The sequence below is a fragment of the Aquitalea palustris genome (genome assembly GCF_003693445.1).
Classification (GTDB): Bacteria; Pseudomonadota; Gammaproteobacteria; order Burkholderiales; family Chromobacteriaceae; genus Aquitalea; species Aquitalea palustris.
This window is the reverse complement of sequence record NZ_RFAR01000043.1, coordinates 76,891-91,308: the sequence shown is the minus strand read 5'-3', so window position 1 is coordinate 91,308 and position 14,418 is coordinate 76,891. Positions and strand designations below refer to the sequence as shown.

The window sequence follows — 14,418 nt, the reverse complement described above, 5'->3', positions numbered from 1 at the left end:
CCCGTCCCCCCGTCCCCACCATCCCCGCCGGACACCTCAGTGCCAGCCACGCCGCCGGCCCGGCCTCGCCGGCGCTGGTGGCGCTATGTCTGCCTGCTGCTGGTGCTGGCCCTGTTCACGGCCCTGGGCTGGCTGACTGGTAATGAGCAGGGTTTTGCCTGGTTGTGCCAGCAGCTACCAGTGCTGACCGGGCAGCAACTGAGCATCGCGCGTAGTGAGGGCACGCTGTGGTCGGGCTTCACTCTGCACGATATCCGCTGGCGTGCGCAGTACGAGGATGCCGACATCGACCGCCTGCAACTGCAGTGGCAGCCGGCAGCCTTATGGCAGGGCCAGCTACAGGTGCAGGCACTGAGCATTGGTCATGTGCGGTTGACGACGCGGCCCAGCCCGCCCACGCCGGCCACCGGTGCGCCAGCCTCCTTGTCACTGCCGCTGGCGGTGCAAGTGGACAAGCTGGGCCTGGACAGCCTTACCCTGTTGCCGGCCGATCTGCGGCTATACGGTTTGCAGGCGAGCTATCGTTACGACCGGCAGCAGCACCGTATGCAGCTACACCGGCTGCAAACCCCCTGGGGCAGTAGCAGTGCCACGCTGCAACTGGCCGACAGCAGCCCCTTTGCCCTCCGCGGCCAGCTGCAGGCGCAGGGTGAGCTGGAGCAGATTCCTCTGCTGGCCGGACTGAAGCTGGGCGGCAGCCTGCTGCAACTGCAAGTGGATGGCACGGCCAGCGGCAAGGGCATGCTGGCCGAGGCACATGGCCAGCTCCATCCCTTTGCCCTTAACCCCTATAACCGCTTCCGCCGGCTGGATGTACGCGTTGGCGGCATCAATCCGCAGGCCATCATGCCGGCCTGGCCCAAGGCCCGGCTCGGTTTTGCCATTCATGCCGAGCCTGATGGCGGGCCACGCATCAAGGGCGGGCTGTCCCTGCTCAACAGCCAGCCCGGCCCGCTGTCAGCCAGCCAGCTCCCCTTGTCGCTGCTGGTGGGTGAGTTCCGCGCCGACGAAAAAGCACTGCATCTGGACAAGCTGATGGCCCAACTGGGCGGTGGTCAGCTCAACCTCACCGGCAAGGTCGAGCACAACTCGCTGGACATCGTGGCGCTGCTGCACAATATCGGCCTGCGTACCCTGCATGAGGCTGCGCCGGATGATGTCATCAAGGGCACGGCACGGGTGGTCGGCGCACTCAGCGGACCCGACATCAAGGCCAGCCTGTATGGCAAGACCCTGCAATTGCAGACCGCTGTGGGCTTTCAGCAGGCAGCAGGCGGCAAGGTGCTGCTGCTGCGCCAGCTTGATCTGACTGCCGGTGCCGGCAAGGTGGCGCTCAGTGGGCAGCTGGGGCTGGAGGGACGGCAGGAATACCAGCTGGAAGGCAAATTGCTCAAGGCTGATCCTTCCCGCTTGCAAGCCGGTTTGCCGGTTGGCGAACTGAATGCGGCCATCAAGGCCAGCGGTCAGCTGGCAGAGCCGCTCAGCGGCAAGCTGGGACTGCAGTTCGCCCCCAGCCGGCTGTCCGGTGCTGCGCTGTCCGGCCAGCTCAGTACCGACTGGCAGGGGCAGCGTGTGCGCCAGCTGGCGGCCGACCTCAGGCTGGCCAGCAACCGGCTGCAGGCCAGCGGTGCCTATGGTGCGCCCGGCGACAAACTCAAGCTGTTGATCGATGCTCCCAATCTGGCGCTACTGGGACGGGATTTCTCCGGCGTGATCAAGGGTCAGGCCGAACTGGCCGGGACTCCCAAGGTGCCGCTGCTTAGCGCCAGCCTGCGCGCCGAGCGGCTGCGCCTGCCTGGTAATCTGGCAGTACAGAGCCTGAGCCTGGACGGCGACATCAAGGCCGACCCCAGCAGTCCTTTCCGTTTGCAACTGGCGGCGGACAAGCTGCAGGCCGGCAGTTTCAGTGCCGAGCAACTGCGGGCGCAGGGCAGTGGCACCCGCACTCGCCATCACCTGCAGCTGGATGGACGATTACGGCTGGATGGCCGCCCCTATGGTGTACAGCTGGCGGCCAGTGGTGGTCTGCCGGTCAATAGTGGCCAGTGGCAAGGCGTGCTGGAGCGGCTGGAGATCACTGGCAAGCCCGGACTGAGCCTGCAAACCCCGCTGGCACTGGAAGCGGGGGCGGCACGCATCAAACTGGGGAGTACCCGGCTCGCGCTACTGGGTGGCAGCCTGAGCCTGAGCGAGCTGACCCGTAGCAGCAATGGCGACCTGAGCACGCGCGGACATGCCGAGGGCTTGCGGCTCGCCGAACTGGCCCCGCTGCTGCAGCTGCCGGTCGAGCAGAATCTGCTGCTGGATAGTGGCTGGGATCTGAAGCTGAACGGTAATCGGCCGCAAGGCCAGCTCTGGCTGAAACGCGTGGCCGGCGACATCAGCCTGCCGGCCGAGGCCGGACGTCCTGCCGCACTGGGCCTGAAGGCTGCGCAGCTCAAGCTGCATTTTGACGGAGGCAGCCTGTTGTTCGACACCGACATCGACAGCCGCTATGCCCAGCTGACAGGCAAGGGCAGCCTGCCGTGGAATGGCGGGGTGATCGATAGCCGCACCCCGCTGGCAGCCACCGCCTCGTTGTCACTGCCGTCATTGGCGGCCCTGGCGCAGCTGTCATCACCCTCGCTCGAACTGTCCGGCCAGCTGTCGGCCAATCTGGCGCTGGCTGGGCCATTAGGGCAGTTGCAAGCGCAGGGTTCCATCCTGGGTAGCAAGCTGCTGCTGGCCGACCACAAAACCGGTATCCGGTTGGGAGACGGTGTGCTGCAGGCCAGACTGAGTGGCCGCAGCCTGATTCTCGACAAACTGCGTTTTGCCGGTGGCCAGGGCGAAGTCAGCGCCAGCGGTAGTCTGGATATGAAAGAAGCCGGCCCGGATGCCAGAGTGCGGGTCACGCTGGACAAGTTCAGTGTGTTCGATAAGCCCAGCCGCAAGCTGGTGGTGTCCGGCAGCACCGAACTGAGCATGGTGGACCGGAAAATTTCGCTGACTGGCCGTATTCGTGCCGATCAGGGCCGTATCGACCTGCCCAAGACCGGTGCGCCCAGCCTGAGCGATGACGTGGTGGTCAAGGGGCGAGAGACTGCCGAGCCGTCAGCCTTTGCCAGCCTGCCGCTCACCGTGGCGCTGGATCTTGATCTGGGCGAGCGTTTCCGCCTGGTCGGCCAGGGTCTGGACGTGGAGCTGACCGGCGTGGTCAAGGTCACGGCCAATCCGGGCATGCCGCCGGGCGCGCGCGGACAGGTCCGGGTAGTGAAGGGGCGCTACAAGGCGTATGGCCAGGATCTGGACATCGAACAAGGCATCATCAGTTTTGTCGGCCCGCTGGACAATCCGGTGCTGAATGTCGTGGCCAAGCGTCACCTGTCGCCGGTGGGGGCTGGTGTAGAGGTCTCTGGCAGCGTGGCCGCGCCGCGCATCCGGCTGGTGGCTGATGAATCGATGTCGGAAAAGGACAAGCTGTCCTGGCTGGTGCTGGGCCATGCCGCCAGCGGCGACCGCGACGATGCTGCGCTGGCGGCTTCCGCCGGCATGATGCTGGCCGGTTCCATCAATGATCAGGTTGGCCTGTTCGACGAGCTGGGGCTGGCCAGCCGCAAGGAAAGAACCCTGGCTAATGGTACGGTAAGCCCGGCCGAGCAGGTGGTGACGGTGGGGCGCCAGCTCACCCGCGAACTCTACCTGGGTTACGAATATGGCGTGACCAGCGCGGATCAGGCGGTCAAGCTGGCCTACCAGCTGAGCAAGGGCTGGTCCATGGTCTTGCGTGCCGGCACCAATACCTCGGTGGAGTCGCGCTACACCCTGCGCTTCGATTAGCTACCCACTGCTGGCGGGCAGCCCTGCACTTTGTCCCGGTATCGCCCGCCAGCAGTTTTCTCCCAGTCTTTGCAGTCCTGTTCCTGATTGCGGAGACTGTTTCCATGCACAGCGCCATCCTGCCCGGCATCCTGCGTATCAACGATGAAATGGTGGCCCTGCGCCACCAGCTGCATGCCCATCCCGAACTGGGTTTCGAGGAATTCAATACCCGGCGGCTGGTGATGGAAAAGCTGCAAGAGTGGGGCTACCAGCTCACCGAGGGCATAGGCGGCACCGGGGTGGTGGCGACACTGCATTGCGGTCGCGGGCGGACCATTGGTCTGCGGGCCGATATGGACGCCCTGCCCATCCAGGAGGAAACCGGCCTGCCCTGGGCCAGCCGTATCGATGGCAAGATGCATGCCTGCGGCCACGATGGCCACACCGCCATCCTGCTGGCCGCCGCTTGCGAGCTGGCACACAGCCGGCGTTTTGCCGGCACCCTGCACCTGATTTTCCAGCCGGCGGAGGAGGGTCATGGCGGCTCCGGAGCCAAGCGCATGCTGGATGAGGGGCTGTTTCAGCGCTTTCCCTGCGATGCCATCTTCGCCCTGCACAATATGCCGGGCATCCCGCTGGGCAAGCTGGGTTTCCGTGCCGGTGCCTTCATGGCCTCCACCGATACCATCACCATTCTGATCCACGGCACGGGTGGCCATGGCGCGATGCCACAACGTGCCGTCGACCCGGTGGTGGTGGCCGCCTCGCTGGTGCTGGCATTGCAGACCATCGTCTCGCGCAATGTGCCACCGCTGGAAACCGCCGTACTCACCGTGGGGGCCATTCTGGCCGGTGATGCTGCCAATGTGATTCCTGCCAGCGCCGAATTGCGCCTCACCGTACGCGCGCTGAATCCGGCCGTGCGTGAGCTGCTGCACCAGCGTATCCACCAACTGGCCGAGCAGCATGCCGCCGGTTTCGGCGCGCGGGCCGAGGTGCGGTTTCAGCATGGCTACCCGGTACTGGTCAACGATGATGTCATCACCCAGCAGGCCATGTTGCTGGCAAGCGAGTGGCTGGGTGAACACAACGTTATCCGCGATCTGGAGCCGCTGACCGGCAGCGAGGACTTTGCCTATTGGCTGGAGCAGGTGCCCGGCTGCTACTTCATTGTCGGCAATGGCGATGGTGAGGGCGGCTGCATGGTGCACAACCCCGGTTATGACTTCAACGACCAGGCCTTGCCGCTGGCCGCCAGTTTCTGGGTACGGCTGGTGGAACACTGGCTGGGGCCGGCCACGGCCGCCACGGCGGATTGATGGTGGAAACTGGCGTTTGCGCCAGCATTCACCGGGCTGGTCGCCGGTTCACAATGGCAGCCCTGTTTTCATCGCCCGCATAAGGACACCCCATGCCCCGCAAGATCATCCTCGATTGCGACCCTGGCCACGATGATGCCATCGCCATGCTGCTGGCACACGGCAGTCCGGCCATCGAACTGTTGGCGGTCACCACGGTCGCCGGTAACCAGACACTGGAAAAGGTGACGCGCAATGCGCTGGCCGTGGCCGAAATAGCGGGCATCCAGGTCCCCATTGCTGCGGGTTGCCCACGTCCACTGGTGCGGGAAATCGAAGTGGCGCCCTCCATCCACGGCGATAGCGGCATGGATGGCCCGCAGTTGCCAGCGCCACGACGCCAGCTGGATCCGCGCCATGCGGTGGATCTGATCATCGAGCTGATCATGCAGTACCCGCCGGGGGAGATCACGCTGGTGCCGACCGGCGCGCTGAGCAATATCGCGCTGGCGGTACGCAAGGAGCCACGCATTGCCAGCCGGGTGCGCGAGGTGGTGTTGATGGGTGGTTGCTATCACACCGGCAACTGGAGCGCGGTGGCCGAGTTCAATATCAAGATCGATCCCGAGGCCGCCCACATCGTGTTCCACACAGCATGGCCGCTCACCATGGTGGGGCTGGACCTAACCCACCAGGCATTGGCCACCCCTGATGTACAGGCGCGCATTGCCGCGCTGGGGACGGCCCCGGCCCGCTTCGTGCAGGAACTGCTGGCCTTCTTTGGCGAGACCTACCGCCGTGAACAGGGCTTTACCTCTCCGCCGGTGCATGACCCCTGTGCCGTGGCCTATGTCATCGACCCGCAGGTCATGACCGTGCGCAAGGCACCGCTGGATGTGGAGCTACAGGGTGCGCTGACACTGGGCATGACCGTGGCCGATTTCCGTGCGCCGCCGCCAGCAGACTGCCATACCCAGGTTGCGGTACAGCTGGACCATGCCTACTTCTGGGATATGGTCATTGACGCTTTGCAACGTATCGGCGCGGGGCAGTCATGAACCGGTCCGCCCCTTCCATCGCCAGCCTGATGACAGCGCTGCTGGCCGCCTGTATCGCGTTTCAGCTGAATGCCAGCATGCTCAGCCCGGTGCTGGTGACCATCGCCCGCGAATTGCAGGCCAGCGATGCCGCCGTAGGCATGTCGCAGACGGCCTTTTTCACCGCTGCCGCCCTGTTTTCGCTGTTTCTGCCCCGTCTGGGCGACATGCTGGGCCGGCGGCGCGTGTTATTGGGCATGTTGTTGATCATGCTGGGTGGTAGCGTACTGGCAGCACTGGCACCTTCCATCGCGGTACTGCAACTGGCCCGGCTGGTCCAGGGGGTAGCCGGCCCGGTGGTGCCGATCTGTCTGCTGATGCTCTACCACGAGGTGAATGAGCCCCGGCGCTACGGCCTGCTGATGGGAGTGATCACGGCGGTCAATGGTGGCATCGCCGGCATCGATGCCATTGCCGGAGGGCTACTGGCGACCCACTTCGGTTTTCGGGCGGTATTCTGGTGCATTGCCATCGTCGCCGCCGTGGCCTGTGTGCTGGTTGCCAGGTATGCACCCGAGTCGCGCCCGTCAGCCGGGGCAGCCATGGACTGGCCCGGCGTGGGGTGGCTGGTGCTGACGCTGGCCAGCCTGCTGTGGGCGCTGAATCTGGCGGCCTCGCCAGGCCCGGCCCAGTGGGGCGGCATCGGTGGCATGGTTTTGCTGGCGCTAGTGGCTTTTGCGCTGTTCCTGCGCCGGCAGCAGCACAGCCCGCAGCCGCTGGTGGCCCTGGATATCCTGCGCCAGCGCAGCACCTGGGCCTTGCTGCTGACCACGATACTGACCATGAGCGGCGTGTTCGCCATCATCAATGGCCTGGTGATGGCGCATGCCCAGCAAGCGGGCAGTGGCTTTGGCCTGGCGGCGGATCATGCTTCCTGGTTGTTGCTGACCCCCTATGCGCTGGTGGGCTGGCTGGTGGGGCCATGGGCGGGGCGGCTGGCGCCGCAATGGGGATATGGCCGGGTATTGCGGCTGGGCTTGGCCGGCAGCATGCTGGCCATCGTGCTGATGCTGGTTTTGGGCCTGTACAAGCTGTGGTGGATGGCAGCTGCCTGCGTGCTGGCCGGCGTGGCTTATGCCGGTACGGCCAATATCATGCTGAATGGCCTGGGCGTGGTGCTGTCGCCGCCGCAATATCCGGGGCTGTTACCCGGCCTGAACGCGGGGGCCTTCAATCTGGGGGCCGGGCTCAGCTTTGCTGTCTTGCCTGCGCTGCCTGTCTGGCTGCCGGGCGTTCCCGCTGCTGCCAGCGGCATGCTCGCCGGCTTGGGCATTGTGTGCCTGGCCTGGCTGACTTCCTTGCTGATACCGCGTCCGCAGGCGGCCGAGCTGGCCCGCACGGAGGGCCGGCTGTCAGCTGACCAGCTCGCCTAGCTGGCGGGCAATGGCGCTGGCGTCCTGTGGCTTGCCCAGCAGGTAGCCCTGAAGGCCGCCGCAACCCAGCTGGCGTAGGAAGTCGCGTTGCTCCACGGTTTCCACGCCTTCGGCCAGCGTGCTCATGCCCAGCGCCCGCGCCAGGTGGATGATGGCGGACACGATGGCGGCGTCTTCGCTGTCGCCGGGCAGGTCGCAGACAAAGGAACGGTCGATCTTGATGGTGTCCGGGGCAAAGCGCTTGAGGTAGGCCAGGCTGGAGTAGCCGGTGCCAAAGTCATCGACCGATAGCCGCACCCCCATGGCCTTGAGGATGGCCAGCTGGCGCGAGGCCAGGTCGGCGTCTTCCATCAGGGTGCTTTCAGTGACCTCGATTTCCAGACAATGGCCGGGCAGGCCGCTCTCTTGCAGCGCATCCCGCACTTCGTCGGTGAAGTCCAGCCGTGCCAGCTGGCGGGCCGACACATTGACGGCGATCTTGGGCAGCTGCAGGCCCTGTGCCTGCCAGCGTGCCATCTGCAGGCAGGCTTCACGCATGACCCAGCGCCCCAGCGGCACGATCAGCCCGCTGTCTTCCGCAATGGGGATGAAGCGGCCGGGCATGATCAATCCTTCTACCGGGTCCTGCCAGCGCAGCAATACCTCGCAGCCAATCAGCGCCTGGCTGTGGATGTCGTATTGCGGCTGGAACAACAGGAACAGCTCATCCTGTTCCAGCGCCCGGCGCAGCCGGTTTTCCAGTTGCAGCCGGTCTGCCACCTGGGTATTCATTTCGCGGGTATAGAAGCGGAAGGTATTCCGGCCATGGGCCTTGGCATGGTACATGGCCAGGTCGGCATTCATCAGCAGGGTCTGGATGTCATCGCCATCACCCGGCAGCAGGCTGATGCCGATGCTGCATCCCACCACCAGGGCATTGCCATCGATATCAAACGGTGCCTGCATGGCGCGCAGGATGCGCTCGGCAACCTGGGCCGCCTCGTCCGGCTGGGCGATGGCCGGCAGGATGAGCACGAACTCGTCGCCACCGGTGCGGCCCACGGTATCCAGTTCGCGTACCGCACCGCACAGGCGGCTGGCCACCTGCTTGAGCAGCTCGTCGCCGCTGTTGTGGCCCAGGGTGTCGTTGATGTTCTTGAAATGATCCAGATCGACAAACAGCACGGCCAGCTGGCCACCGTGGCGTTCTGCCAGGCGGATGGCTTGCTGCAGGCGGTCGTTGACCAGGATGCGGTTGGGCAGGTCGGTCAGGGCGTCATATTCCGCCAGATGCTGGATGCGTGCCTCGTGTTCCTTGCGCTCGGAGATATCGGTAAACAGCGCCACGTGGTGGGTGATCTGGCCCTGTTCGTCGGTCAGCACACTGATATTCAGCCACTCGGGGAAGGCTTCGCCGTTTTTACGGCGATTCCAGATTTCTCCTGACCACTGGCCGCGTCTGGCCAGGCTGTCCCACATGCGGCTATAGAAATCGGCATCGTGCTGGCCGGAAGCCAGCAGGGCCGGGGTCAGCCCCAGTACCTCCTGCTCGTCAAAGCCGGTAATCAGGCTGAAGGCGCGGTTGACGGCCAGGATGCGGTTATCGGCATCGGTAATCAGAATGGCTTCATTGCTGGATTCGAACACCTTGGCCGCCAGCCGCTGCTGGCGGTCGGCATGGTGACGCTGGCTGATATCGCGGGCGGTGGCGCACAGATAGTTGTCACCGTGGTAGTCGATGCCGGTCAGGGTCACTTCCAGATGCAGATGCCCCTGGCGACATTGCAGCCGGGTTTCGAAGGTGTGCGGCAGGCTGACGCCGGCCGGGGCAAACAGCTGTTTTTTCAGTTGCTGCTGTCCTGCCGCTTCGGCACCCAGACAATCCAGTGCCGCGCGATTGGCATAGACCAGCCGGCCATCGGCCGCTTGCAGTGCGACCAGATCAGTGGCGTGGTCAATCATGAAATGGCTGAGCTTCAGCTCGCGGGCGCTGGCTTCCAGCTCGGCATGACTCTGGCGCAAATCCTGCTGGTAGCGCGCCACCAGTGCATTCATCCAGCGCACGAAGAACCAGGAAAACAGCGCGGCACTCGCCATGGCCAGCAGGGTCATCAGCAGGGTGGTATCGATACGGCGCAGCAATTGCTGGTCCAGTTGCTGGCGGGCCTGCACGCTGCCGTCGCGAATCGACTGGATATGCATGGCCGTCACCATGGTCCATTCCCAGCCCGGCAAATGGCGGGCATAGGCCAGGTGGGCCACCGGATTGGCGCTGCCGGCTTCGCGCACGGCGTACTCCATGAAGCCACCACGCTTGCCCAGTTGCAGGACTTCCAGCACCCGCTTGCGCAGCTCGGGTTGCAGCGCCAGGTAATGCCTGCCTTGCAAGGCAGGATCGGCGGGGTAAAACTGCAGAATCCCCTGGTCGTCCACCACCATGAAATCATCACCATCGCGCCCCATGTGCATGCGGGAGAGCAGGGTAATGGCCCGTTGCTGCAGACTGGCCTCGACATTGGCAATGTATTCGCCGCTGCCGATGACCCAGTGATAGGGGGTGAACTGGCGCGAATAAGCCACTTTTTCCGACATGTTGTGGCTGCCCGGCAGATACCAGCGATAGGCGGTAAAGCCTTGCTGCTCCGGGTTGCTGACCGAGTCGATCAGCGCTTGCATGATGTAGCGGCCATGGTCGTCGCGGTTGTCCAGCAGCGAGCTGCCTTCGCGCTCCGGCGCGGTGGGCAGCAAGACGCAGCGTCCGTCCATGGTGTCGATGAAGAAATAGCCGCGCCCTTCGAAAAAGCGCAGCGGGCGTAGTGCCTCGACAATCAGTCCCTTGACCCGCGCTTCCGGCAAACGCTGGTGTTCACGCTGCCAGATGCCTTCGGCCACATGGTAGGCCTGGTCGACTTGTTCTTTCAGTTGTTGCTTGAGGGTGTCGGTGGAGTGATCGCGCAGGGCCAGCAAGGTCAGGGCGGTGTGATCGCCAGCGGATTGCAGGTAGTCGCGGGCATGCTGGTAGGCATCGCCTTCGATCTGTTGCTGACGCGAATGGAAATCTGTCCAGCTGGTCAGCAGGAAATAGCCTGCCAGCGTCAATGCCAGCAAGAAAATGATGACCAGCGTGCCAAGCAGCTGCAAGCGCGACAGCTTGGCCTGATTGAGCTCCATTCTTAAACGAACCCCGCAAAAATGACCGCTTAGTATAAATGAATGCTATTTCGCTGCAGGAAAAAATGCCGCGTGTTTGATCTGCTTCAGGTAAACTGCCGGCTGGAAGTCAGACAGACAGTCGCCGCGCCGCTGCGCAAGCAGGGGCGGGGAGGAAAGTCCGGGCTCCGTAGAGCATGATGCCGGCTAACGGCCGGGCGCCGTGAGGCGACGGAAAGTGGAACAGAGAGCTGAACCGCCGATGGCTGACTTGTCAGCACAGGTAAGGGTGAAAAGGTGCGGTAAGAGCGCACCGCGGACGTGGCGACACGGACGGCAGGCTAAACCCCATCAGGAGCAAGACCAAATAGGGGGGCGTTAACGTGGCTCGCGTTGTCCCCGGGTAGGTTGCTTGAGACTGTCGGTAACGGCAGTACTAGAAGAATGACTGTCCAACGACAGAACCCGGCTTATCGGCTGACTTCCAATCCCCACCCCTCCAGCAGTACCCGGCTGTACCATTTCTTCTCGCTATCGACCTTGCTCAAAAAATAAGCAAAAAGGTTTTTACTGCTCAAAAAAAAAGCATTACAATGGCCGCCCTTTTGCTTGTTTGACCGCAGAAAATCCTGATGCGCATTGGTCCTCATACCCTGAAAAACCGGCTGATCGTGGCACCCATGGCCGGTGTGACGGACAGGCCGTTTCGCATGCTGTGCAAGAAAATGGGCGCAGCCATGGCGGTGTCGGAGATGATTACCTCCAACAAATCGCTGTGGGCTACCGCCAAGACCTTGCGCCGGGCTGACCATGCCGGCGAAGTGGAGCCGATTTCGGTGCAGATCGCCGGTTCGGACCCGCAGCAGATGGCCGAGGCCGCGCGCATCAATGTCGAGCAGGGTGCGCAGATCATCGACATCAATATGGGTTGTCCGGCCAAGAAGGTGTGCAATGTGGCGGCTGGTTCAGCGCTCTTGCGCGACGAAGCGCTGGTCGGACGCATTCTGGAAGCGGTGGTCAGGGCGGTGGAGGTGCCGGTTACGCTGAAAACCCGCACCGGCTGGAGCCCAGAGCACCGTAATGCCCTGCGGGTGGCCAAGCTGGCAGAAGACTGCGGCATTGCCGCGCTGGCCTTGCATGGCCGCACCCGGGAAGACATGTACCGGGGAGACGCCGAATACGACACCATCCGTGCGGTCAAGGCCAGCATCGGCATTCCGCTGATTGCCAACGGTGATATCGATACCCCGCTCAAGGCGCAGCAGGTGTTGCAGTACACCGGGGCCGACGCGGTGATGATAGGCCGGGCAGCGCAGGGCAGGCCGTGGATTTTCCGCGAGATACAGCACTTCCTCGACACCGGCGAGCTGTTGCCGCCACCGCAGGTGAGTGAAATCAGCCAGATCATGCTGGAGCATCTGGATGATCTGTACGGGTTTTATGGCGAATACTCCGGCTGCCGTATCGCACGCAAGCATATTGCCTGGTACACCAAGGGGCTGAGGGGCTCCAACGAGTTTCGCCAGGCGATGTACCAGCTGGAAGACACCGGCGCGCAACGGCAGGCGGTGGCCGGCTACTTTGATCAGTTGGCCGCGCAATCCGAGCGGCTGGAATATGACTCCCTGTCGCAGGAGTCGCTGCCAGGCTAGCCGGCAGGGCAGTACGGCGGTAAAGGTGCCCGGGGCCGACATCGGGGCGGAGCAGCAGTGTTCACACGAAATGCTGAAGACAGAACAATAAACATGCAAAACAACGAACATATTTCCCAGTCGGTACGGCTGGCGATGGAACAATATTTCCGTGATCTGGACGGCGAGATTCCCGCCTCCATCTACGACATGGTGCTGGCCTGCGTGGAAAAGCCACTGATAGAGGTGGTGCTGACACACACCCAGGGCAACCAGACTCGGGCTGCCGAGTTGCTGGGGCTCAATCGCAATACCCTGCGTAAAAAAATGAAGTCGTATGATTTGATATGAAGATAAACCGGCCATACCCCACACAGGATGGCCGGTTTTTTTGTGCCTGCCGCCAAGGCAGGACATACCCGACCAGACCTGATGCGGGCATCAGGTCCAAGCTTGACCAGTTTTTTTCATTCATTAGCCAAGGTGGTAGAGAAACATGACCAAAATCGAACGCGCGCTGATCAGCGTCTCCGACAAGACCGGTGTTCTGGAATTCGCACGGGAACTGGCCAAACTGGGCGTGCACATCCTGTCTACCGGCGGCACCGCCAAACTGCTGGCCGATAACGGCGTGCCGGTGACCGAAGTATCCGACTACACCGGCTTCCCGGAAATGCTGGATGGCCGCGTGAAGACCCTGCATCCCAAGGTGCACGGCGGCATCCTGGGTCGTCGCGACCTGCCGGAACACGTGGCCAAGATGGCCGAATACGATATCGGCAATATCGACCTGGTATGTGTCAACCTCTACCCGTTTGAAGCCACCATCGCCAATCCGGACTGTGTGCTGGAAGACGCCATCGAGAACATCGATATCGGCGGCCCGACCATGGTGCGCTCCGCTGCCAAAAACTGGGCCCATGTCGCCATCGTCACCGATGCCGCCGACTACGCCGCGCTGACTGCCGAGCTGCAAGCCAATGACGGCAAGCTGGCCAAGACCACCCGTTTCGAGCTGGCCAAGAAGGCCTTCACCCACACCGCCGCTTACGACGGTGCCATTTCCAACTACCTGACCAGCCTGGCCGATGGCGTGGTAAGCGGCAAGCCGGAACGCGTGGCCTTCCCGAACCGCCTGAATGCCCAGTTCGTCAAGGTCCAGGACATGCGCTACGGCGAAAACCCGCACCAGTCCGCCGCCTTCTACCGCGATCTGGACCCGGCCGCCGGCACCATCTCCGGCTACCGCCAGCTGCAGGGCAAGGAACTGTCCTACAACAATATCGCGGACGCCGATGCCGCCTGGGAAGCCGTCAAGACCTTCGACCAAACCGCCTGCGTCATCGTCAAGCATGCCAACCCCTGCGGCGTGGCCGTGGCCGGTGACACCCTGAGCGCCTATCGTCTGGCCTTCGCCACCGATACCACCAGCGCCTTTGGCGGCATCATCGCCTTCAACCGTCCGGTGGATGCCGAAACCGTGGAAGCGGTAACCGGCCAGTTCCTGGAAGTGCTGATCGCCCCGTCCTTCACCGAAGAAGCCAAGGCCATCATCGCCGCCAAGAAAAACGTGCGCGTACTGGAAATTCCGCTGGAAGCCGGTGCCAACCGTTTCGAACTGAAGCGCGTGGGCGGCGGTGTGCTGGTACAAACCCCAGACATCCGCAATGTGGCGCTGGACGAATTGCGCGTGGTGACCAAGCGTCAACCGACTCCGCAAGAATTGTCCGACCTGCTGTTCGCCTGGCGCGTGGCCAAGTTCGTCAAGTCCAATGCCATCGTGTTCTGCAATAAGGGCCAGACTGTCGGCATCGGCGCCGGCCAGATGAGCCGCGTGGATTCCACCCGTATCGCCGCCCGCAAGGCACAGGATGCCGGTTTGAGCCTGCAAGGTGCCGTGGCTTCCAGCGATGCTTTCTTCCCCTTCCGCGACGGCATCGACGTGATCGCCGAGCAGGGCATCAAGGCCATCATCCAGCCGGGTGGCTCCATGCGTGACGAAGAAGTGTTCGCCGCCGCCGACGAGCATGGCATCGCCATGGTGCTGACCGGCGTGCGTCATTTCCGTCACTAAGCCGTGCCCGCCTCC

At 63.3% G+C, this 14,418-nt stretch carries 8 protein-coding genes and 1 other RNA gene; 8 read left to right on the top strand and 1 reads right to left on the bottom strand.

The genetic code is table 11. The features are described 5' to 3' along the window. The first annotated feature begins 39 nt into the window (after positions 1-39). The 4 genes from EAY64_RS10900 (at position 40) to uriT (ending at position 7,569) form a co-directional block, all read left to right on the top strand. A complete protein-coding gene (locus tag EAY64_RS10900) occupies positions 40-3,819 on the top strand; it encodes a translocation/assembly module TamB domain-containing protein (RefSeq protein WP_226034329.1) in 3,780 nt (1,259 codons plus the stop codon). A 104-nt stretch (positions 3,820-3,923) separates the two neighbouring features. Continuing rightward, positions 3,924-5,120, top strand: coding sequence for a M20 aminoacylase family protein (locus EAY64_RS10895; protein WP_103524789.1), 1,197 nt, complete (start codon positions 3,924-3,926; stop codon positions 5,118-5,120). A 92-nt stretch (positions 5,121-5,212) separates the two neighbouring features. Then, a complete protein-coding gene (uriH, locus tag EAY64_RS10890) occupies positions 5,213-6,157 on the top strand; it encodes a uridine-preferring nucleoside hydrolase UriH (RefSeq protein WP_103524788.1) in 945 nt (314 codons plus the stop codon). Beyond that, the gene (gene uriT / locus EAY64_RS10885) at positions 6,154-7,569 is read left to right on the top strand and encodes a uridine transporter UriT (RefSeq protein ID WP_103524787.1); all 1,416 of its coding nucleotides are present in this window, start codon (positions 6,154-6,156) and stop codon (positions 7,567-7,569) included. Before uriH ends, uriT begins: the two co-directional genes overlap by 4 nt. Here uriT and EAY64_RS10880 read toward each other — a convergent pair. Then, positions 7,549-10,719 carry a bifunctional diguanylate cyclase/phosphodiesterase gene (locus tag EAY64_RS10880; RefSeq protein ID WP_103524786.1) on the bottom strand — a complete coding sequence of 1,057 codons (3,171 nt, stop codon included), beginning with the start codon at positions 10,717-10,719 and terminating at the stop codon, positions 7,549-7,551. The genes uriT and EAY64_RS10880 overlap by 21 nt on opposite strands. A gap of 105 nt (positions 10,720-10,824) precedes the next feature. Between EAY64_RS10880 and rnpB the strand changes: the two genes are divergently transcribed. From rnpB to purH, 4 genes are all read left to right on the top strand, one after another. Next, an RNA gene (gene rnpB / locus EAY64_RS10875) (RNase P RNA component class A) lies at positions 10,825-11,187 on the top strand. Positions 11,188-11,330: 143 nt separating this feature from the next. Beyond that, positions 11,331-12,350, top strand: coding sequence for a tRNA dihydrouridine synthase DusB (gene dusB, locus EAY64_RS10870; protein WP_103524785.1), 1,020 nt, complete (start codon positions 11,331-11,333; stop codon positions 12,348-12,350). Positions 12,351-12,443: 93 nt separating this feature from the next. Continuing rightward, a complete protein-coding gene (locus tag EAY64_RS10865) occupies positions 12,444-12,680 on the top strand; it encodes a helix-turn-helix domain-containing protein (protein ID WP_045845804.1) in 237 nt (78 codons plus the stop codon). Positions 12,681-12,825: 145 nt separating this feature from the next. Beyond that, positions 12,826-14,403, top strand: a complete 1,578-nt coding sequence (gene purH, locus EAY64_RS10860) for a bifunctional phosphoribosylaminoimidazolecarboxamide formyltransferase/IMP cyclohydrolase (RefSeq protein WP_103524784.1) — start codon at positions 12,826-12,828, stop codon at positions 14,401-14,403. Positions 14,404-14,418 lie beyond the last annotated feature (15 nt).

What these genes read in the sequence shown, in the direction of transcription:
- EAY64_RS10880 (WP_103524786.1), bottom strand. Translation starts at nt 10,719, where the DNA reads ATGGAGCTCAATCAGGCCAAGCTGTCGCGCTTGCAGCTGCTTGGCACG.
- purH (WP_103524784.1), top strand. Translation starts at nt 12,826, where the DNA reads ATGACCAAAATCGAACGCGCGCTGATCAGCGTCTCCGACAAGACCGGT.
- uriT (WP_103524787.1), top strand. Translation starts at nt 6,154, where the DNA reads ATGAACCGGTCCGCCCCTTCCATCGCCAGCCTGATGACAGCGCTGCTG.
- dusB (WP_103524785.1), top strand. Translation starts at nt 11,331, where the DNA reads ATGCGCATTGGTCCTCATACCCTGAAAAACCGGCTGATCGTGGCACCC.
- EAY64_RS10895 (WP_103524789.1), top strand. Translation starts at nt 3,924, where the DNA reads ATGCACAGCGCCATCCTGCCCGGCATCCTGCGTATCAACGATGAAATG.
- uriH (WP_103524788.1), top strand. Translation starts at nt 5,213, where the DNA reads ATGCCCCGCAAGATCATCCTCGATTGCGACCCTGGCCACGATGATGCC.
- EAY64_RS10865 (WP_045845804.1), top strand. Translation starts at nt 12,444, where the DNA reads ATGCAAAACAACGAACATATTTCCCAGTCGGTACGGCTGGCGATGGAA.